This window comes from Streptomyces malaysiensis subsp. samsunensis (genome assembly GCF_024519315.1).
Taxonomy (GTDB): Bacteria; Actinomycetota; Actinomycetes; order Streptomycetales; family Streptomycetaceae; genus Streptomyces; species Streptomyces malaysiensis.
In genome coordinates this window covers 1-19,642 of record NZ_JANIIC010000007.1, presented here as the reverse complement: position 1 = coordinate 19,642, position 19,642 = coordinate 1, and the positions used below count along the sequence as shown (strand labels likewise).

Here is a 19,642-nt window from a genome sequence, read left to right as displayed (position 1 = left end):
ATGCCGAGCCAGACCGTCAAAGCCCCGGTCGTCACCTGCCCCGCCTGCGGGAAGATCAACAAGGTGCCGGTGGCGGCGGCGGGCCGTCCGCGCTGCGGCAACTGCGAGACCCCGCTGCCGTGGATCACGGACGCCGGGGAGCGGGACTTCGCCGAGGTCGCCGAGCGGGCCACGCCGCTGGTCGTGGTGGACCTGTGGGCCGCCTGGTGCGGACCGTGCCGCATGGTCAGCCCCGCACTGGAGCGGGTGGCCCGGGAACTCGCCGGAACGATCAAGCTCGTCAAGGTCGACGTGGACCGCAACCCCAGGATCGCCCAGCGGTTCGAGGTGCAGGCCGTGCCGACCCTGCTCATCCTGGACAAGGGGGAGTTGGTCGCCCGCCGCGCGGGCGCGGCGCCCGCCGGGACCCTGCGTTCCTGGGTCGAGCAGGTGATGACGGGCCGCGACAGCAAGAAAGGGTGAACGTCATGGCCATCGAGCCCGACCCGCATCTGTCGATGGTGCGTCCGGTCACCCCGCACACCCCCGAGGGGTGTGAGGAGTGTCTGCGTCTGGGGTCCCCCTGGGTCCATCTGCGGCTCTGCCTGACCTGCGGACACGTGGGGTGCTGCGACTCCTCGCCGCTCAAGCACGCCCGTGCGCACGCCTACGCCGAGGAACACCCCATCGTCGAGCCCCTGGAGCCGGGCGAGACCTGGCGGTGGTGCTTCGCCCACGAGGCCATGGCCTGATGGCGGGCGAGGACCGGTCCCCGGGGACCGCACCGCGGGCGGCGGCACCCGATGAGACCCCGGACCTGTACGGCGCGTATCCGCGGCTGACGCCCAAGCAGATCAGGTTTCTCTCCGGGCACGGCACCCGCCGCCCGGTGGCGGCGGGCGAGGTGCTCATCCGCGAGGGCGACCGGGGCGGGGACTTCTATGTCATCCTCGGCGGCTCCGTCGCGATCACCGAGTACTACGGCACCCCGGACGAGCGGCTCCTGAGACTCCACGGACAGGGGCGCTTCCTCGGCGAACTGGGCCTGCTCCAGGGGCAGGTGGCCTTCTACACCGCCCACGCCCGGGAGGCCGGGGAGGTGCTGGTCATCCCGGTGGACCGGCTGCGGGTGCTGGTGGCCCGCGACCCCGTCCTCGGCAATCTCGTCCTCCGCGCCTATCTGGGCCGCCGCACCCTGCTGGTCGGGGCCGGCGCCGGATTCCGCATCCTCGGCTCGCGCTACTCGCCCGACACCCGGCGGCTGCGCGAGTTCGCGGCCCGCAACTGGCTGCCGCACCGCTGGATCGACCTGGAGACGGACGCCGAGGCCGAGGCGCTGCTGCGGCGCTTCTCCGTCGCCCCGGAGGACACCCCGATCGTCATCTGGCGCGAGGAGCAGGTGCTGCGCAACCCCGGCAACGCCGAGCTGGCCCGGCTGATCGGCCTCTCCACACCGGCCGCCGGCGGCGACGACCACGACCTGCTGATCGTCGGCTCCGGCCCGGCCGGGATCGCCGCCGCCGTCTACGGCTCCTCCGACGGGCTGGCCACCACGCTCGTGGACGCGTTCGCCACCGGCGGCCAGGCCGGCACCTCGTCCCTGATCGAGAACTACCTCGGCTTCCCGTCCGGGATCTCCGGCTCCGAACTCGCCGAGCGGGGTGTGCTCCAGGCCCGCAAGTTCGGGGCCCGGGTGCGGATCCCGGCGGAGGCCACGTCCCTCGAACCGGACGGCGGCCACTACCGCGTGACCTTCGCCGACGGCACCGAGGCACTGGGCCGTACCGTCGTGCTGGCCACCGGTGCCCACTACCGCAGGCTGGACGTCCCCGGGATCGACCGGCTGGAGGGGACGAACGTCTTCTACGCGGCCACCGTCTACGAGGCGCGGCAGTGCGGCGCGGACCCGGTCGCGGTGGTCGGCGGCGGCAACTCCGCGGGCCAGGCGTCGCTGTTTCTCGCCGAACGGGTGCCCCGGGTGCACCTGCTGATCAGGGGCCCGTCCCTGGGCGCCGGGATGTCCCGCTATCTGGCCGACCAGATCGAGCGCCATCCGCGGGTGAACGTGGCGCTGGACACCGAGGTCCGCGAGGTGCGGGGCGATGACACCCTGCGGTCGGTCGTGGTGGAGCACATCCGCACCAAGGAGCGCCGCGCCCTGGACGCCTGCTCGCTGTTCGTCTTCATCGGGGCCAAGCCCTGCACCGACTGGCTCTCCGACGCCCTGGCCCTGGACGACGAGGGCTTCGTGCTCACCGGCGCCGAGGCCGAGGCCCGTGCGGCCCCCGGCGTCTGGGAGAGCCAGAGCCGCGGCTGTCTGCGCCTGGAGACCAGCCTGCCCGGGGTCTTCGCCGCCGGTGACGTACGCAGCGGCTCGGTCAAGCGCGTGGCCTCAGCGGCCGGTGAGGGGGCGATGGCCGTCCACCACGTCCATGACCACCTCGGCCACACCACCGCCGGCCTCCCGGGCCCCGGCGATGACCTCCCAGCTCCGTCCGGCCGGTCCGCCGCGCCGGGCGGTGATCCGCACGCATCCGCTACCGATGCGCATCCGCTCCATATGACCGGAGGTGAAGGGCGATGACCACACCCGCCCGACGACAGCAACAGCAGCGCCAAGGCGCGATGGACCGCCCCCGGGTCTGGGCGCGCAATCCGCTGGCGGAGTTCGACGACCTGCTCAGCCAGATGGGCGGTCTGCTCGAATCCACGGTCGGCGGGACGGCGATGCCCGGTCTCACGACATGGGCGCCCGCCGCCGATGTGACCGAAGGGGACGAGGCGTACCACGTCGAACTCGAACTCCCCGGTGTCCGGCGCCAGGAGATCAACATCGAGGTCAACGGCCAGGAGCTGACCGTCACCGGGGAGATCAAGGAACGGGAGCGCAAGGGCGTCCTGCGCCGCGGCGGCCGCCGCACCGGTCGTTTCGAGTACCGGCTGCTGCTGCCGAGCGAGGTGAACACCGAGGGCGTCAAGGCGGCCATGTCCGACGGCGTCCTCACGATCACCGTTCCCAAGGCGGAGACCGCCAAGCCCCGCCACATAGAGATCACCGAGAGCATCCAGGGCGAAAGCCGGCAGCAACAGCAACAGCAACAGCAACAGGAGCAGCAGCGGCCGCAGGGCGGCCTCTGAGGCCGCGCCGCCGGCCGTGAACCGGCTCTCCCACCCCCGCGGCGGCCGCCCCGCCGGGCGGCCGCCGCGGGCACCGGAAGGAAGAACACGATGGTTGCGACAGGCTTTCCCTCCTTCGACACCACGGTCGACAAGACCAACCGGCTCCTCAAGGAGATCGAGGACGCCTACGGCTGGCCCCAAGGCGCGCCGCAAACAGTCCTACGCCGCCCTGCGCGCGGTCCTGCACCAGCTACGGGACCGGCTGACGGTGGACGAGGCCGTCCAGTTCGGCGCACAGCTCCCGATGCTGGTGCGGGGCATCTACTACGACGGCTGGAAACCCGCCGAGACGCCCGTGAAGATGCACAGCGAGGAGTTCTTCCAGCGGATCCGGCACGATTTCCCGTACTCGATCCAGGGCGACACCGAACAGCTGGTCCACACCGTCCTGGAGATCCTCCAGCGCCATATCAGCGAGGGCGAGTGGGACGATCTGCGGGCCAGGATGCCCGCAGACCTGGTCACCGTCATACCGACGTAGCCGTACCGGCCGCCCGCCGAGACCCCGGCCCCCGGATCAGGCGGCGCCGTGGTCCGCGAGGAACGTCCGCAGTTGGCGCAGCGTCTCCTCCGGCGCCTCCTCGGGGAGGTAGTGGTCGCACGGCAGGGCCTGCCCGCGCACATCGTCCGCGTAGCCGCGCCAGACCCGAGGCACGTCGTAGTGGCGGCCGACGAAGCCGTGCGCACCCCACAGGGCCAGCAGCGGTGCGGTCACCCGGCGGCCCGCGGCGGCGTCCTCGTCGTCGTGGACCAGGTCGATCGTGGCGGCGGCGCGGTAGTCCTCGCAGCTGGCGTGGATGGCCGCGGGATCGGAGAAGCAGCGGACGTACTCGGCCTGGGCCGCCTCGTCGAACGGCGTGCCGCCGTGGTGGCGCGCCCCCATCCGGGCGCGGATCCAGAACTCGGGGTCCCGGCCGATGAGATGCTCCGGGATGCCGTTGCCCGCCGCCAGGAAGAACCAGTGGTAGTAGCCGAGGCCGAAGTCCTTGTCGGCGTGCTGGAAGACATGCCGCGTGGGCACGATGTCGAGGACCGCGAGCGCGGAGACCGCCCCCGGATGGTCCAGGGCCAGCCGGTGGGCGACCCGGCCGCCCCGGTCGTGGCCGGCGACCGCGAAGCGGTCGAAGCCCAGCTCCCGCATCACCAGCAGCTGATCGCGCGCCATGGCCCGCTTGGAGTACATGAGGTGCTCGGCGTCGGACGCGGGCTTGTCGCTGTCGCCGTAGCCGCGCAGATCGGCCAGGACCACACGGTGTGTGGCCGCGAGCGCCGGGGCGATGTGGTGCCAGATCACATGGGTCTGCGGATAGCCGTGCAGCAGCAGGAGCGGCGGCCCGTCCCCGGCGGTGCGCACATGGATTCCCACACCCTCGACATCGATGGTGCGGCGGTCGAAGTCGCCCAGCAGCTGATCGGTCATGGCCCGATCCCAGCAGCCGCCCGCGGTGCGCGTCCAAGACCCGTTGACGACAATCCTTATAAGCAACACCTATGGACCTGTCAGGGTGGCCGGACGCGGGGAGGCGGCGCGGTGGATGTGCGGCAGCTGGAGTACTTCCTGGCCGTGGTGGACCACGGCGGGTTCAACCGGGCGGCCTCCGCGCTGTATCTGTCACAGCCGTCCCTTTCCCAGGCCATCCGTGCCCTGGAGCGCGACCTGGGCAGCGACCTCTTCCACCGCATCGGCCGCCGGGCGGTCCTCACCGAGGCGGGCACGGCGCTGATCGAACCGGCGCGGGAGGCGGTGCGCAGCCTCCAGCTCGCGCGGGCGAGTGTGGAGTCGGTGCACGGGCTGCGCGGCGGCCGGGTGGACATCGCGGCCCCGCCCTCCCAGGCCGTCGAGCCGCTGACCGGGATGATCGACCGCTTCACCCGGGCCCATCCCGCGGTGTCCGTACGGGTGCAGGCCGCGTTCACCCCCCGCGATGTGACGGAGATGGTGCGCACCGGCGTATGCGAGCTGGGGCTGCTGGCCTCCCCCGACGCCGCACCGCAGGGCGACGTACGCATCCACCCGCTGATCGAGCAGCGGTTCGTACTGCTGACACCCCCGGACGGGCCGTTCCCCCCAGGGGTGCCGGTGCGCCATGAGCGGCTGGCCGGCCATCGGCTGATCGTGGGGCAGAAGGGGACCGGGATGCGCCGCTACGTCGATGACCTCCGGGCCGAGGGCGTCGAGCTGACCGTCGTGGTCGAGACCGAGCACCGGGTGGCGATCCTGCCGCTGGTCCTGCGGGGCGTCGGCCTGGCGGTGGTCACCGACGCCTGGCGCGGGCTGGCCGAGCGGGCGGGGGCGCTGGTCCTGGATCTCGAGCCGACCACCAGCCTGCATATCGCGCTGGTCAGCAGGCGGGCCCAGCTGACCCCGGCGGCGCGGGCGTTCATGAGCACCGCCATGGAACGCTCATAGGGCGGACCTATAAGGCACATCCGATCTGTGTCTTGGACGCGGAGGACGCGCCCCTGCTGCAATCCCCTCCATGACGAACCGCCGCACGACCAACCACCGCATCGCCCTGATCCCCGGCGACGGCATCGGCAACGAGGTCATCCCGGCCGCCCGCCGCGTCCTGGACGCCGTCGCCGCCCGGCACGGCCTCGGCTTCACCTACGAGACGTTCGACTGGTCCTGCGAGCGCTACCTCAGCCAGGGCGCGATGATGCCCGAGGACGGTCTGGACCGGCTGCGCGGCCATGACGCGATCCTGCTCGGCGCCGTCGGCTACCCCGGCGTCCCCGACCATGTCTCGCTGTGGGGTCTGCTGATCCCCATCCGCCGGGGCTTCCAGCAGTACGTCAATCTGCGCCCCATCCGCGTCTTCGAGGGCGTGCCCAGCCCGCTGCGCGGGGCCGGGCCCGGCGATGTGGACCTCGTCGTGGTCCGCGAGAACGTCGAGGGCGAGTACGGCGAGATCGGCGGCCGCCTCGGACGGGGGCTGCCGGAGGAGATGGCCGTCCAGGAGGCGGTGTTCACCCGTAAGGGCGTCACCCGCGTCCTGGACTACGCCTTCTCCCTGGCCGAGCGGCGCGGTGGGCGCCTCACCTCGGCGACCAAGTCCAACGGCATCGTCCACACCATGCCCTTCTGGGACGAACTCGTCGCCGAACGCGCCGCCGCGCACCCAGAGGTGGCCTGGGACCAGGAGCACATCGACGCCCTCGCCGCGAAGTTCGTCCTCGACCCTCAGCGCTTCGACGTCGTCGTGGCCTCCAACCTCTTCGGCGACATCCTCAGCGACCTGGCCGCCGCGGTCGCGGGCAGCATCGGCATCGCCCCCGCGGCCAACCTCAACCCCGAACGCGACTTCCCGTCCATGTTCGAGCCGGTCCACGGCTCCGCGCCCGATATCGCGGGGCGCGGTATCGCCAACCCGCTCGGCGCGATCTGGTCCGCCGCCATGCTGCTCGACCACCTCGGCCACCCCGAGGCGGCCACCCGCGTCACCGACGCCATCGCGACCGTCCTGGCGAAGACCCCCGTCCGCACCCCCGACCTGGGCGGCACGGCCACCACGGAGGACTTCACCGACGCCCTGCTCGAACTGCTCCGACCCCACCGCCAGTAGGCGGCGGCCACCTCCTCCGGTAGGCGACCTCGGCGGCGAAGAGTGCTGGCCGGGTGCGGGCGGTCCGCTCCAGCGGACCGCCGCCGGACCGGGCCGGGGTGGGGCTGTCCCCCGGGCGCTCCGGGGGCTGGCCGGATCGATCCCAGGCCCGGCGATCTCTAACGTGACCATACGGCCGCGATGGGGAGCCGGGAGGGGACATCACGTGGGCCTGATCAAGCGCAAGCGTGTGCTGGGGAGCGGACTCGCGCTCACCGTGGCGATGGGCGTCACGGCGGCGGCGCTGATGGACGACGGCGCCGAGGCCGGACCACGAATCGCCACCACCGCCGCGGCCGCCGACCACACCCCTCGGCTGCGCGCGCTCCTGCACCGGCTGACCACGGTCGACGGCGCGCCCGGAGCGCTCGCGGAGGTGCGGAACCGGCGCGGCAGCGCGGTGCTGACCAGCGGCGTCGCGAACGTGAGCACCCATGCGCCGATCCACCGCGACAGCAGGTTCCGGATCGGCAGCATGACCAAGCCGTTCGTGGCGACGGTCGTGCTCCAGCTGGTGGGAGAGCGTCGCGTCGCCCTCGACGCACCGGTGGAGCGCTATCTGCCCGGTGTCATCCGCGGACACGGCAACGACGGCCGGGAGATCACCGTCCGTCAGCTGCTCCAGCACACCAGCGGCGTGCCCGACATCCTCGAATACCTCCCCCCGCAGGAGGTCCTCGAGGACCCGCTCGCCCACCACGACATCCGCGACCTGGTGAACATCGCGCTCGCCCACCCCCCGACCTTCGAACCCGGCACCGCCTGGCGCTACTCCAACACCAACTACCTGCTGGCCGGCCTGCTCATCGAAAAGGTGACCGGCCATGCGTATGGCGAGGAGATCCGCCGGCGCATCATCGAACCGCTCGGTCTGCGCGAGACCTATGTGCCGGGTGACGCCCCGGCGATCCCCGGACCGCATCCGCGCGGGTACGTACGGCCCGGCGAGGACGCGCCGCTCATGGACATCACCGCCATCAACCCCACGGTCGCGGGCCCGGCCGGCGAAATGATCTCCAGCGGCACCGACCTCAACCGCTTCCTGGACGCGCTCGTACGCGGCAGGCTGCTGCGCCCGGCCCAGTTGCGGGAGATGATGCGGACCCGCCCGACCGGCAACCCGGACGGCCGGGCGTACGGCCTCGGCCTGGAGAGCAGACCACTGCCCTGCGGCGGCCGCTACTGGGGCCACAGCGGCGACATCCCCGGATACGGGACGGTGGGCGGTGCCACGGCCGACGGCGGCCAGGCGACGGTCATGGTGAACATCGGCCCGCATGGTCCGGACGCCCAGGACGACGACATGAAGGCCGCCGTCCAGACGGCCCTCTGCGAGAGCCGTCCGCACGAGCGGCGGCATGCTCCGGAGGGGACGAGGCCCTAGGCCGGCCGACCCCCGGCACGCTCCCACTGCGCCTCGTCCCACTCGACGTATTCGATCTGAACGCCACCGGGCAGCCCGGCGGTCAGGTTCCGGCCGGTGGGAACGGCCTGCGGACCGCGCACGAGCTCCGCTCCCGCCCGGTCGAGGCGTGCCTGACACTCATCGAGGTCGTCCACGATCAGCGTCGCCGACGTGGCCTTGTACGGCTCCAGCGTTCGCTCGTCTCCCGCCACGACCAGAACCTGGCCGATGGCGGCCAGCTCCAGGCCGTTCGGCATCGTGAATCGGGTGGTGACCGGCTCGCCGGTGACGGTCCCGAGGGATGTCAGAACCGCGTCCAGGTCGGCGGCGTAGACGCGCGCGTAGGTACGGAAGATACGCATGCCTACCAGCAAGGCGTGATGAACCACCGCTATTCCGCCCGCCACCGGCGGCGAGCGGTATGAGTGGGCGGACGGCGGTGGTTCCCGGGGCGGGCCGGGCCGCCATCCGCGAGTGGTTCGACGGCATCTCGTGCTCGGGCTTACGGGTGGTACTTCTCCTCGACCGTATCGGCACCGCCGGACTTGGAGTCCATGGTGACGCGAACGGTCACGGCGTTGGTCTTCGCCGCCTTCTCCAACTGGTCCACGGTGCACTTCGAGGTGCCGTAGCCGTCCTCGCCGAGGGACACACTGCCGTCGTCGGCGGAGCAGATCGCGGCCCCGCCGAGGATCCGCGTGGCGTTGGCGACGAGGAACGCCTGGTCCATACCGCCGTCCTCGGGCTTGACGATCAGCTTGCCGGGCGCGAGGTACTCCAGCCTGCCGACGATCGTGCGCTCGTTGCCCGCGTCGGCCGCGCCGCCCCCGGGGGTGGCGGACCCGCCGCCGTTGCCGTCTGCGGGCGGCGCCGTGGAGGACGTGCCGCCGTCCTCGCCCTGCGAGCCGGAGTTGTCCGAGGAGGAGCCGCCCGTGGGCTGGGCCGAGGCCGAGGAGCCGGCGGAGTCCGCCGCCTCGGAGTCGGGCCCGCAGGCCGTGGCCCCCAGGCTCAGCGCCGCGGCGGCGACGATGGCGGCGGCGATACGGCGGCCGGCGCGGCCACGGAAGCGGTTGGTGGCGGTGGCGGTGTTCATCATGGCCTCTCGATGCTGTGCTCTGTCGTCTCTCTCCCGGACGACAATCAGCTTCGAAGACCGGATTGTTGTTCTGCTAACAGACAGCTAATGCGGCGCTGTCCCGGCCCATCGACCACGCAAGCGGCCGTCATGACCGCCGATCAGCCGCTGACGGTACGGAGGAAGTGGTCCGCGTCCTCGGGTTCGCCCAGCCGTCCCAGCTCCAGCCAGGAGCCGTCGGCGAAGCGAAGCCGGAACGTGGCGAAGCCGCGCGGCTGGCCCGCCTCGCCCTCGACGCGGACCTGATCGAGGGGGAACTCCGCGACGATCCGGAAGTCGTCGGCCCTGGTGGGCGACAGCCGACGGCGCGGCGACGTGGCGATACAGACGCGCTCGCGGGCCAGCATGACCAGGCGTTGGGGGTTGGGCGAATGCCCGTACCAGCGCAGCAGCAACTGGCCCGCGGTCAGGTCCCAGTCGCCGTCGAAGGCACCGTCGGCCGTACGGCCGCGGGAGGCGGAGGGCCGGGCGTCCGGCCCAGTCCGCCGCGGTCCGCGGCTACGGGACCGCTGGAACGGCTGCTCAAGTCGGGTACTCAGCGCGTCGATCAGCATCACCGGGACGACGACGAAGAAGAACACCACGGCCCCCACGTACAGCAGCCAGTGGCGCCCCGGCTTCAACCGCCCCTTGCCCGCGGCCCGGTGCACCTCTTGGGGCGGTACGGGGATGCCCTTGTGAACCTCGCACCAGACCAGGGCCACGGGCTCCTCGCCCAGGATCTTCCGGGCCCGCCGATGTACCGCACGCTTCGCCATGCGGAAATCCTAGGGCGGGCCCTTGCCCATCGAGCCCGCCATGTCCCGGCCGACGGCCGTCTCATCTGCTCCCGCGGACCGCTCCGTGTTCCCAGGCCCAGGCCGCCACCTCGACCCGGTTGCGGGCGTTGAGCTTGGCCTGGATCCGTCCCAGGTACGTTTTCACCGTCGACAGCGACAGGAACAGCTCATCGCCGATTTCCTGGTTCGTGCGCCCTACGGCCACCAGCCGGACGATGTCCCGCTCCCGTTCGCTGAGACCGGCGGCATCGGACGCCTCGGGTGCCTCCAGTGCCCGTACCGTCCCGCGTTCCGTCGCTTCCAGCCGCCGCAGGAGCCGCACGGTGACCGCCGGGGAGACGAGGGCATCGCCCCGTGCCGCCGCCTGGACCGCCTCCACCAGAAGGTCGGGAGAGGCGTCCTTGAGCAGGAAACCGCATGCGCCGTTGCGCAGTGCGGTTCGTACATAGTCGTCCTGGTCGAATGTGGTGATCACGACGACGTTCAGCGGATCGGCCACGCCGGGACCGGCCAGCTGTCGCACGACCTCCAGCCCGTCCAGCCGCGGCATGCGGATGTCGGCCAGCACGACCCGGGGGCGCAGACGACGCGCGAGTTCGATGCACTCCACGCCGTCGGCCGCCTCACCGACCACCGTGATCCCCGGCTGCACCCCCAGGATCAGGCTGAATCCCATCCGCACCAGTTCCTGGTCATCGGCGATGACGACGTCAATCCGGGGTTCGGGCACTGACCGTTCCTATCATCACGGGGCTGTGCGGCGTCGGGATGGCCCAAGCCGCTTCGTCCTGGCGGCCCGGCTCGGGCAGCGCTCGGCTTGGGGTCATGACGGTGCGAGCGGGAGGGCGGCGGATACTTCCCAGCCGCCGCCGGGCAGCGGCCCGGCGCGCAAGGTGCCGTCGAGGGCCTCGATGCGCTCTTGGAGTCCGAGCAGGCCGAAGCCGCCCCGGCCCCCGGCCGGCGTGAGCGCCCTGCGGTGCGGTGGGGTGTTGGTGACGGTCACGCGCAGTCGCTCCGTATCGGCGTCCAGGCGGACGATGGTGTGCGCGTCCGGTGCGTGGCGGCGTACGTTGGTCAGGGCTTCTTGGACCAGGCGGTGGGCGGAGGTCTCCACTTCGGGCCGCAGTCGGGCCACCCGCGCCGCCGCCGTGGCTTCGAGGCGTGCCGTATCGGCTTCGGTGGGCCCGGAGCCGGGCGACGCGGCGGCGCAGTGGGCGGACACGAGTTCACCGAGATCGGTGAGCAAGTCGCCCGGCCACAGTGGTGTGTTGTTCTCCTCGCGCAGGACGCGGACCAGACGGCGCGTGGATTCCAGGGTCTCTGCGCCGGACCGGGCGATGTTGCGCAGGATGGGCTCGATCTTGTCGGGTGCGGCGGCCTGGATGGACAGGGCGGCGTTGGCCTGCACGATGATGCCGGTCATGTGATGGGCGATGAGATCGTGCAGATCGCGGGCCAGGGCGAGGCGCTCCCCGTGGCGGACCTCGCGGGCCGTGCGCTCTCTGCGCGCTTCCAGGGCTCGGATGGTGTAGCCGAGGGTGATGAAGATGGCGAGCGCGACGGTCAGCACATAGCCACCGGTGGTGAACGCCTCCCAGGACCCGGTGCGCAGGGGCAGCAGCAGTACGGTCGCGCTGATCAGGACGGTTTCCGCCGCCGCGGCGGCCGTCCGGCCGGATTGGGCCGTGGTGCGCAGGCCCATGCACAGCAGGCCCAGTGTCTCCAGAACTCCCCACCACGCCATGGTGCTCGGTGCGATCAGGCTCCAAGCGGTGAGTGCCAAGGACAGTGACACCACGGCGGCGACGCAGGTGTCCAGCGACGGCGACCAGGGGGTCTCCAGGACGGCCAGGGCGATCAGAGGGCCGGTGGCCACAACGGGCAGCCAGGCGGTTCCGGACGCCATGGAATTGCTCCTGACCACGGCGATGTCCGCGAGCCAGGTGAGAACGAACGCGAACAGGCCGCTGACGGTGACCAGCCGCCTGATGTGCGGAGTACGCGGAAGATGTCGATCCACGCCGCTCAGCGTACGTACCGGGTGGGCGCGGGGCTGTCGGCCGTTCGGCCGACAGCCCCGCGCCCACCCGGTACGTACGGCTGACGTGACGCCGCGTGTCCCGGGCCGACGATGGTGATCGCGGCGGTCGGCGGCATTCACCGAGGTCCGGCCTCCGACCGGCGCGCCGTCCCCGGAGGGGGCGTGTGCGGCACTTCCCGCTGTCCCGACCTCCCCTCTCCCAACGTCGCATGAGTAGAAAGTCTTCCGCACCCTCATGGCCACCTTCCTGCACTGGATCGGTCGGACCGCCTTCAAGCGGCGCCGGCTGGTGCTCCTCTTCTGGGTCATCGTCCTTGCCGCCGTGGGCGCCGCCGCCGCGCACACCACCGGCGGTTCGACGTCCTCCTTCACCCTGCCCGGCACCGAGGCGCAGCGCGCCAACGACCTGCTGAGCGAGAAATTCCCCGCGGCCAACGCGGGCGGCGCCACCGCCCGCGTGGTGCTGCGGGCCCCGCACGGGGAAAAGATCACCAGCACCGGCAACCGGGCCTCGGTGGCCGCGACCCTGAAGAACCTGGCGGCCTCCTCTTCCCGGGTCGGTGCCGTCAGCGACCCCTTCACGAGCGGAACGGTCAGCGAGGACGGCGCGACCGCCTACACCACGGTCGCCTACCGGTCCGCGGCCGCGGACCTCACCGATCGCGACCACGAGCGGTTCGACGACGCCCTGCACGAGGGCAGGGAGACCGGGCTGACGGTCGAAGCCTCCGGCAACGCGGTCGCCACGACGGAGGAAGGCACCTCGGCCGAGGCCATCGGCTTCGCCCTGGCGGCGATCATCCTCCTCCTCACCCTCGGCTCCTCGATCGCCGCAGGTCTTCCGCTGCTGACGGCCGTGATCGGGGTGGGCATCAGCCTCGCCGCGCTCACGGCGCTGGGTCCGGTCTTCGACCTGAACAGCAACACATCGGCACTCGCCTCGATGCTGGGCATCGCGGTCGGCATCGACTACGCGCTGTTCATCGTCTCCCGCTACCGCTCCGAACGTGCCGCGGGTCACGACGCCCGCGAGGCAGTGGGCCGGGCGAACGGCACCGCGGGATCGGCCGTCGTCTTCGCCGGCCTCACCGTCATGATCGCCCTCGTCGGCCTGGCCGTGGTCAACCTCCCGGTGCTGACCGCCATGGGCATCGCCGCCGCCGGGGCCGTCGCCGTCGCCGTCCTGGTCGCCATCACGCTGGTCCCGGCCATGCTCGGCTTCGCCCCTGAGCGCGTCCGCGGACGTACCCGCGACCGCGCGGTGGGCCGCGGCGGCCGTGAGGCCGAGGCACCGCGCGGCAGCCATGACACACAGGCGTCCCGCGACAGCCGTGAGGCGAAGGCGCCCCGCGACAGCCGTGAGGCGAAGGCGCCCCGCGACAGCCGTGAGGCGAAGGCGCCCCGCGACAGCCGTGAGGCCAGGGCGCCGTTCGGCCGCCGGTGGGCCGAGGCGGTGGTGCGCCGACCGGTGCGGGTTCTCGTCACCGCCGTGGCGGCGCTGGCCGTGATCGCGCTCCCGGCCACCGGGCTGGAGCTCGGACTGCCCGACGACGGCTCCCAGCCGCCGTCCACCACCCAGCGCCGGGCCTACGACATGCTCGCGCAGTCCTTCGGGGAGGGCTTCAACGGCCCCCTGACCGTGGTCGTCACCGACCAGTCCGCGGCCACCGCCAAAAAGACCGCCGCCACCATGCACGAGAAGATCCGCGAACTCGACGATGTGGCCCTGGCGACCCCCGCCGTGTTCAACCCCTCCGGTGACACCGCCATCATCTCCGTCGTCCCCGACAGCGCGCCGTCCGGCGACGCGACCAAGGACCTCGTCACCGGTATCCGTTCCCTGGCGGCAACGACGGAGAACTCCATCGGCGCCCGGAGCATGGTCACCGGGACCACCGCGCTGAACATCGACATCTCCGACAAGTTCAGCGCCGCGCTGATGCCCTACCTCCTGGTCGTCGTCGGACTGGCCGTCCTGGTCCTGATCCTCGTCTTCCGCTCCCTTCTCGTGCCGTTGAAGGCGGCGCTCGGCTTCCTCCTGTCCGTCCTGGCCTCACTCGGCGCCGTGGTGGCCGTCTTCCAATGGGGGTGGCTGAAGGACCTGTTCGGCATCGAACAGACCGGGCCGATCATGAGCCTGATGCCGATCCTCACCGTCGGCATCGTCTTCGGCCTGGCCATGGACTACCAGGTCTTCCTGGTCACCCGCATCCGCGAGTCCTACGTCCACGGCGCCGATCCGCGTCAGGCCATCTCCACGGGCTTCCAGCACAGCGCGCAGGTCATCACGGCCGCGGCCCTCATCATGATCTGCGTGTTCGCGGGCTTCATCGGCTCCACCGAATCCGTCATCGCGGCCCTCGGATTCGGCCTCGCGGTCGCCGTCGCCCTCGACGCCTTCATCGTCCGCATGACCATCGTGCCCGCGGTCCTGGCCCTCCTCGGCCACCGGGCGTGGTCCCTGCCCGCCTGGATCGACCGCGTCCTGCCCAACGTCGACATCGAGGGCGAGCAGTTGGCCAAGTCCCGAGCGGCCGACGCGCGGCCGGAACCCGCGACCGAACTCAGCACCCGGCCCTGACCCGGATCCACACCATGAGAGCGGCGCCCACCCGCGGTGGTGCGCCGCCTCACGCAGGCCAGTGGCTTTGAATCCGTTCTGGCTGAACTTTTCGCACGTCATTGGCTCGTGGTGGCGTCTGGCCGACCGGGCCGAACTCGCGGCATTCAAGGAGCGGAGGCTCTCGGCGGAGCTGAAATGCGGTTGCGCAGCCGCGCCCACAACGCAGCCCCTGACGCCGGTCTCCCCGGCGGCTTCCGCTGCGGCCTTCAGCAGGCGGGCGGCCGGTTCCGTAAAAGCCGGCGGGTCCGGGTCAGGTGCCGGGCGGCTGGTGTCGCGTACCAGCCGGACGGCCGCGCGACCGGCAGCGCGTCCAGCCCGGCCGCGGAGTGCCGAGTTAACTCGACACTTCCTCCCGTCGCCGGTCGTCGCCGGCTGTGGCGGGGATGGCGTTGTCGATGAGGACGGCGGCGATGGCGGCGGCGGCGGGGAAGGCGTCGGCGTTGAGGACCCGGGTGCGGGCCGCGGCGCCGTCGATGAGCAGCGCGAGCTGCTCGCCGAGCTGTTCGGGGTCGGCGGCGCCGGCTTCGCGGGCGGTGTCGGCGAGCCGCGCGGCGACGGCTTTCTTGTAGTCGCGTGCGCACTGGGATGCGGGGTGCTGGGGGTCGTGGAGTTCGACGGCTGCGGCGATGTAGGGGCACAGGGGGGTGGTGGGGGGAATGTCGAAGGCGGCGAGGAGCCGTTCGCGCGGCGTGAGGTCGGTGCGGTCGAACACGCCGGACAGAACGGAGGGGTCGAACCGGCGCAGGTACTCGGCGACGAGCTCGTCCTTGCCGGTGAAGTGCTGGTAGGCCGTGCGCTTGGACACCTCGGCCGCCGCGCAGAGCTGGTCCATGCCGGTGCGGTTGATGCCCTGCTCGCGGAACAGCTGCTGGGACGCGCTGAGGATGCGCTCGCGGGCGCCCCGGCCGCGGCGGCGGCCCTTGGGGCCCTTCTCCAACTCCGTCATGCCCCCATGGTACCCCAGCCGGGTAACGACCGGTGTACATAGTTTGCGCCCCGGCCGCCCGCCCCGTACTGTAAGCACACAGGGCGGTGTACATAACACCGTCATCCCAGGTGCGCACGGCACCACCGACCCAAGGGAGCGACCATGGGAAAGCTCGACAGCAAGGTAGCGGTCATCACCGGCGGCACCACCGGCATGGCGCTGGCCGGCGCGAAGCTGTTCGTCGACGAGGGAGCGCACGTCTTCATCACCGGCCGCCGCCAGGACGCCCTGGACGAGGCCGTCAAGCAGATCGGCCGCAACGTCACCGGCGTCCAGGGCGACGCCGCCGACCTGGACGACCTGGACCGCCTGTACGACACCGTCAAGCGGGAGAAGGGCAGCCTCGACGTGCTGTGGGCCAGCGCCGGCGTGGGCGAGCCCGCCCCGCTCGGCGAGATCACCGAGGCCCACTTCCACACCGCGTTCTGGCTCAACGCCCGCGGCACCCTGTTCACCGTCCAGAAGGCCCTGCCGCTCTTCAACGACGGCGGCTCCATCCTCATGACCGGCTCCAACGCCTCCCTCGGCGCCTTCCCCGGCTGGAGCGTCTACGCCGGCAGCAAGGCCGTCCAGCAGGCATGGGCCCGCGTCTGGCTCAACGAGCTCAAGGACCGCCGTATCCGCGTCAACGTCCTGACCCCCGGCCAGGTCGCCACCGCCAAGCAGGAAGAGCTCTTCGACGAGGCCACCAAGCGCCAGTTCGAGTCCCTCATCCCCCGCGGCCAGATGGGCCGCCCCGACGAAATCGCCACCGCCGCCCTCTTCCTCGCCTCCGACGACTCCAGCTACGTCAACGGCATGGAACTCGTCGCCGACGGCGGCACCACCGCCATCTGAACCGAACAACACACAACCAGGGCAGGACATCTCATGAGCGACATCAGCATCATCGGCACCGGGAACATGGCCCGCACCATCGGCGCGCGGGCGGTAGCGGGCGGCAACACCGTCGAGGTCATGGGCCGCGATCGGTCCAAGGCCGCCGACCTGGCCAAGGCTCTCGGCGGCGGCGCCACGACGGGAGAATGGGGCACCGCCCCGGCGGGGGACATCGTCATCGTGGCCCTGTTGTACGACGGTGTCGTGCCGGCCGTCACCCAGTACGGAGACGCTCTCGCGGGCAAGGTCGTCGTCGACATCAGCAATCCCTTCAATTCCACGTTCGACGGGCTGGCCCACCGCGAGGAGACCTCGATCGCACAGGAAGTCGCCAAGGCGGCCCCGGCCGGCGCCAGCGTGGTGAAGGCGTTCAACACCATCTTCCGTCATGTCCTGGAGAAGGGCCGGCCCGACGTCTTCATCGCCGGCGACAGTGCGCAGGCCAAGGCAAGCGTGGAGGCGTTCATCGAGAGCCTCGGGCTGCGCCCGCTGGACGTCGGCGGCCTGAAAATGGCGCACTGGCTGGAAGGAGCGGGCGTGGTCACGGTGGGCCTCGCCAACCACGGGGTGGGGAACTTGGACTTCGCCCTCAGCATCGCCGAACTTCCCGTCTGAGCCAGCTCTGAGCGGCGCACTCCCCGCCGACAAGGCGGCGCATCCCACTGCTGGCCGGATTCCTCACCCGCCGCCTGGGCGAAAGAGCCCGGGGCCGCACCTGGTACGAGACCAGGCTGATTCCGCGCATCGGACCGTTCGCCCTGTACGGGCTGCTGTTCACCATCGTCGTGCTCTTCGCCCTCCAGGGAGAAGCGATCACCTCGCGGCCCGTCGACGTAGTGCGCATCGCGCTGCCGCTGCTGGTGTACTTCGCCGTGATGTGGGCCGGATCCATGGCCCTTGGACGCGCGGTCGGACTGGACTACCCGCGGGCGGTCACGCTGGCCTTCACCGCGGCGGGCAACAACTTCGAACTCGCCATCGCCATCGCGACCTTCGGCGCCTCCTCCGGACAGGCCCTGGCCGGAGTCGTCGGCCCGCTCATCGAAGTCCCCGCCCTGATCGGCCTGGTCCACGTCGCCCTCGCCGCACGCCGCTTCTTCCCCGCACCCGCCACCGACACCGTTCCCCCGGTCACCGCCCCGGAAGGCCCCGCCCGTGTCTGACATCCACAAGCCCTCGGTGCTGTTCGTCTGCGTCCACAACGCGGGCCGCTCCCAGATGGCCGCCGCCTTCCTCACCCACCTCGCCGGCGACCGCATCGAGGTCCGCTCCGCCGGATCCGCCCCCGCCGACACCGTGAACCCCGCCGTGGTTGAGGCCATGGCCGAGGTCGGCATCGACATCGCCGCCGAAACCCCCAAGATCCTCACCATCGAGGCCGTGCAAGCATCCGACGTCGTCATCACCATGGGCTGCGGCGACGCCTGCCCCGTCTTCCCCGGCAAGACCTACCTCGACTGGAAACTCGACCCAGCCGGACGAGGAACCGCGGCGGTGCGACCGATCCGCGACGACATCCGCACCCGCGTCCAAAACCTGATCACCGAACTCACCCCGGGCGACCGCGCATGACCGCAGCAAGTACAGCGCTCAGGACCCGCCAGCCAAAGCGCTCACTCGCCGACTTCGGCGCTCACTCACAATTGGCGACACTCCGAGCGATACTCACTGCCCCAAAGAATCGAACAGGTTTATGATTCCGGACATGGCCAGAGCCTACGAGTTCCCTGAGGACCTGCTCACCGCGCAGGAAGAGCTTCACCAGGTCGTCCACACCCTCAGGGCGCTGTGCGACCGTCTCCCGTGGCCTGTCGAGCCCCATCCCGGCTTCCACGACCCGGGATCCTGGCGCCCGCGGCGGCGCCCCGCGCCCGACGGCTGGTCCGAGGAAGACCAGGCGGAAGTGCAGCGGCTCCGGGGCCGGCAGCAGGAGCTGAGCATCACCCTCGCCACACATCCCTTCTGGGAGACGCTGGAGGGACCGGACCTCGTCACCGCACGGATGGTGCTCAAGCACGTCCACCACACACCAGCCGTCGACGCACCCGCCGCATAACGGTGACGGACCCCTTCGGCCCCGACAGCCCGGACCCGGACACTCCCGGGAACTCCCAGGTAGAGGAGGGGAGCGCAACGGCCCGGCCGAGCGCCCTCCACAGGGCAAAAGCCCTGGTCAGAGCCATGGCGGCGGACGAGTCGGCCTGTACGCCGGGGACAGTAGGGGCTCCCCCACAGATACCCTCCGACCTGCACCTACATGCCGCATCACCGATCGTGATGCACATCTGGTGCACAACCTTCCGAAGCCGAGGAACCCCAGCCGCATGGAAGTCAACTTCGCCGATCATGAGTGCTGCCCTCCTCGTGTCTCCGGGACCTTGTGCCGTGGCTACGATCAATCTGCCAGCGAAACGCCCGTCCTACCCGGTAAGCACCGCAGGTTACATCCATCGCTCACCGAGGTCGTTGGGAGCTCCTTCGTTCACGCTCGGCTCGGGGTGTCAGGGCAACCTCAGGCAGGCCAGCAGGCGCTGCGATGCCGTACAACTCCTCGAACGAGGCGGGAGCGTTCTCCCAGTCAACTTCCCAAACGAGGTAGCCGTACGTATCCAGCGTCTCGGCCAGCCGTGCGTGGCGCATGCGCGCCTGCACCTTGCGCGGCTCCAGGCCCGAGGCGACCAGCACGGCATCAGCAAAATGCCGAAGGTCCCGGAATGTGGCCTTCTTCGGGATCTCCACTCCTCGCACCCGAGCCCGCTCCTTCGCCAGGTTGAACGCCCGACACAGGGCGTTCTCTCGTACGGGCGTCCAGTACCTGGTTACTGTGACCAGGTCTCCGTACTCCTCAGGGACGGGGGGCAAACCTCGCTTTTCCCTCTTACGTAGCGCCGCAGTCGACAGAGGCGCTCGCCAACGAGCCATGTGCGCCTTGTACTTGTCGAGCAGGAAGGAACCAACATCGAGCACCGCTTGACTGGCTTCCGTCTTCAAGGGCACTGCTTTCCCCCGTTGCCGCTGTTCCTCCACT

At 71.0% G+C, this 19,642-nt stretch carries 21 protein-coding genes and 1 pseudogene; 14 read left to right on the top strand and 8 right to left on the bottom strand.

Features of this window, described 5'->3' with window-relative positions:
- Genes trxA through NQU54_RS08305 form a run of 5 tightly spaced genes read left to right on the top strand, consistent with a single transcriptional unit; the run spans position 1 to position 3,640 of the window.
- Positions 1 to 462 carry a thioredoxin gene (trxA, locus tag NQU54_RS08325; protein ID WP_257630505.1) on the top strand — a complete coding sequence of 154 codons (462 nt, stop codon included), beginning with the start codon at positions 1 to 3 and terminating at the stop codon, positions 460 to 462.
- A gap of 5 nt (positions 463 to 467) precedes the next feature.
- Entirely contained in the window at positions 468 to 731 is a 264-nt protein-coding gene (locus tag NQU54_RS08320) for a UBP-type zinc finger domain-containing protein (RefSeq protein WP_257630504.1), read from the top strand.
- Positions 731 to 2,563, top strand: a complete 1,833-nt coding sequence (locus NQU54_RS08315; protein ID WP_257630503.1) for an FAD-dependent oxidoreductase — start codon at positions 731 to 733, stop codon at positions 2,561 to 2,563. The genes NQU54_RS08320 and NQU54_RS08315 overlap by 1 nt, the downstream gene beginning before the upstream one ends.
- The gene (locus NQU54_RS08310; RefSeq protein WP_257630502.1) at positions 2,560 to 3,117 is read left to right on the top strand and encodes an Hsp20/alpha crystallin family protein; all 558 of its coding nucleotides are present in this window, start codon (positions 2,560 to 2,562) and stop codon (positions 3,115 to 3,117) included. The genes NQU54_RS08315 and NQU54_RS08310 overlap by 4 nt, the downstream gene beginning before the upstream one ends.
- Positions 3,118 to 3,133: 16 nt before the next feature.
- On the top strand, positions 3,134 to 3,640 hold the full coding sequence (locus NQU54_RS08305) for a DUF2267 domain-containing protein (protein ID WP_257630501.1): 507 nt from the start codon (positions 3,134 to 3,136) through the stop codon (positions 3,638 to 3,640).
- Between the two features lie 36 nt (positions 3,641 to 3,676).
- Here NQU54_RS08305 and NQU54_RS08300 read toward each other — a convergent pair whose 3' ends face one another.
- Positions 3,677 to 4,579 carry an alpha/beta fold hydrolase gene (locus NQU54_RS08300; RefSeq protein WP_069869212.1) on the bottom strand — a complete coding sequence of 301 codons (903 nt, stop codon included), beginning with the start codon at positions 4,577 to 4,579 and terminating at the stop codon, positions 3,677 to 3,679.
- Positions 4,580 to 4,690: 111 nt separating this feature from the next.
- Between NQU54_RS08300 and NQU54_RS08295 the strand changes: the two genes are divergently transcribed.
- From NQU54_RS08295 to NQU54_RS08285, 3 genes are all read left to right on the top strand, one after another.
- Positions 4,691 to 5,569, top strand: a complete 879-nt coding sequence (locus tag NQU54_RS08295) for a LysR family transcriptional regulator (protein ID WP_257630500.1) — start codon at positions 4,691 to 4,693, stop codon at positions 5,567 to 5,569.
- A gap of 70 nt (positions 5,570 to 5,639) precedes the next feature.
- Positions 5,640 to 6,725 carry a tartrate dehydrogenase gene (locus NQU54_RS08290; protein WP_257630499.1) on the top strand — a complete coding sequence of 362 codons (1,086 nt, stop codon included), beginning with the start codon at positions 5,640 to 5,642 and terminating at the stop codon, positions 6,723 to 6,725.
- A 205-nt stretch (positions 6,726 to 6,930) separates the two neighbouring features.
- Positions 6,931 to 8,148: a serine hydrolase domain-containing protein gene (locus NQU54_RS08285; RefSeq protein ID WP_257630498.1), complete on the top strand. Its 1,218-nt coding sequence runs from the start codon at positions 6,931 to 6,933 to the stop codon at positions 8,146 to 8,148.
- Here NQU54_RS08285 and NQU54_RS08280 read toward each other — a convergent pair.
- From NQU54_RS08280 to NQU54_RS08260, 5 genes are all read right to left on the bottom strand, one after another.
- Positions 8,145 to 8,531: a VOC family protein gene (locus NQU54_RS08280; protein ID WP_093707646.1), complete on the bottom strand. Its 387-nt coding sequence runs from the start codon at positions 8,529 to 8,531 to the stop codon at positions 8,145 to 8,147. The genes NQU54_RS08285 and NQU54_RS08280 overlap by 4 nt on opposite strands.
- Positions 8,532 to 8,671: 140 nt before the next feature.
- Complete coding sequence (locus NQU54_RS08275; RefSeq protein WP_306278496.1) at positions 8,672 to 9,265, bottom strand: hypothetical protein; 594 nt, start codon at positions 9,263 to 9,265, stop codon at positions 8,672 to 8,674.
- Positions 9,266 to 9,405: 140 nt separating this feature from the next.
- Positions 9,406 to 10,062, bottom strand: coding sequence for a hypothetical protein (locus NQU54_RS08270; protein ID WP_257630497.1), 657 nt, complete (start codon positions 10,060 to 10,062; stop codon positions 9,406 to 9,408).
- Positions 10,063 to 10,123: 61 nt separating this feature from the next.
- The gene (locus NQU54_RS08265) at positions 10,124 to 10,759 is read right to left on the bottom strand and encodes a response regulator (protein WP_372505833.1); all 636 of its coding nucleotides are present in this window, start codon (positions 10,757 to 10,759) and stop codon (positions 10,124 to 10,126) included.
- 147 nt (positions 10,760 to 10,906) lie between these two features.
- Positions 10,907 to 12,103: a sensor histidine kinase gene (locus NQU54_RS08260; RefSeq protein WP_257630495.1), complete on the bottom strand. Its 1,197-nt coding sequence runs from the start codon at positions 12,101 to 12,103 to the stop codon at positions 10,907 to 10,909.
- A 256-nt stretch (positions 12,104 to 12,359) separates the two neighbouring features.
- Here NQU54_RS08260 and NQU54_RS08255 point away from each other — a divergent pair, with 256 nt between their 5' ends.
- Positions 12,360 to 14,705, top strand: coding sequence for an MMPL family transporter (locus NQU54_RS08255; protein WP_257630494.1), 2,346 nt, complete (start codon positions 12,360 to 12,362; stop codon positions 14,703 to 14,705).
- Positions 14,706 to 15,081: 376 nt separating this feature from the next.
- On the opposite strand, the gene NQU54_RS08250 is transcribed toward NQU54_RS08255, so the two are convergent.
- Positions 15,082 to 15,693, bottom strand: a complete 612-nt coding sequence (locus NQU54_RS08250; protein ID WP_257630493.1) for a TetR/AcrR family transcriptional regulator — start codon at positions 15,691 to 15,693, stop codon at positions 15,082 to 15,084.
- 144 nt (positions 15,694 to 15,837) lie between these two features.
- On the opposite strand from NQU54_RS08250, the gene NQU54_RS08245 reads away from it, so the two are divergent.
- The 5 genes and pseudogenes from NQU54_RS08245 (at position 15,838) to NQU54_RS08225 (ending at position 18,670) form a co-directional block, all read left to right on the top strand.
- Positions 15,838 to 16,572, top strand: a complete 735-nt coding sequence (locus NQU54_RS08245) for an SDR family NAD(P)-dependent oxidoreductase (RefSeq protein WP_257630492.1) — start codon at positions 15,838 to 15,840, stop codon at positions 16,570 to 16,572.
- A 33-nt stretch (positions 16,573 to 16,605) separates the two neighbouring features.
- Complete coding sequence (locus NQU54_RS08240) at positions 16,606 to 17,229, top strand: NADPH-dependent F420 reductase (RefSeq protein ID WP_257630491.1); 624 nt, start codon at positions 16,606 to 16,608, stop codon at positions 17,227 to 17,229.
- A 41-nt stretch (positions 17,230 to 17,270) separates the two neighbouring features.
- A pseudogene (locus NQU54_RS08235) lies at positions 17,271 to 17,777 on the top strand (arsenic resistance protein); the annotation flags it as partial.
- Between the two features lie 55 nt (positions 17,778 to 17,832).
- Positions 17,833 to 18,186 (top strand): arsenate reductase ArsC, encoded by a 354-nt coding sequence (locus NQU54_RS08230; RefSeq protein ID WP_372505832.1) that lies wholly within the window; start codon positions 17,833 to 17,835, stop codon positions 18,184 to 18,186.
- Between the two features lie 133 nt (positions 18,187 to 18,319).
- Positions 18,320 to 18,670, top strand: coding sequence for a DUF8825 domain-containing protein (locus tag NQU54_RS08225; protein ID WP_257630489.1), 351 nt, complete (start codon positions 18,320 to 18,322; stop codon positions 18,668 to 18,670).
- 398 nt (positions 18,671 to 19,068) lie between these two features.
- On the opposite strand, the gene NQU54_RS08220 is transcribed toward NQU54_RS08225, so the two are convergent.
- A partial coding sequence (locus NQU54_RS08220) for a site-specific integrase (RefSeq protein ID WP_502362193.1) occupies positions 19,069 to 19,642 on the bottom strand: 574 nt, incomplete at its 5' end.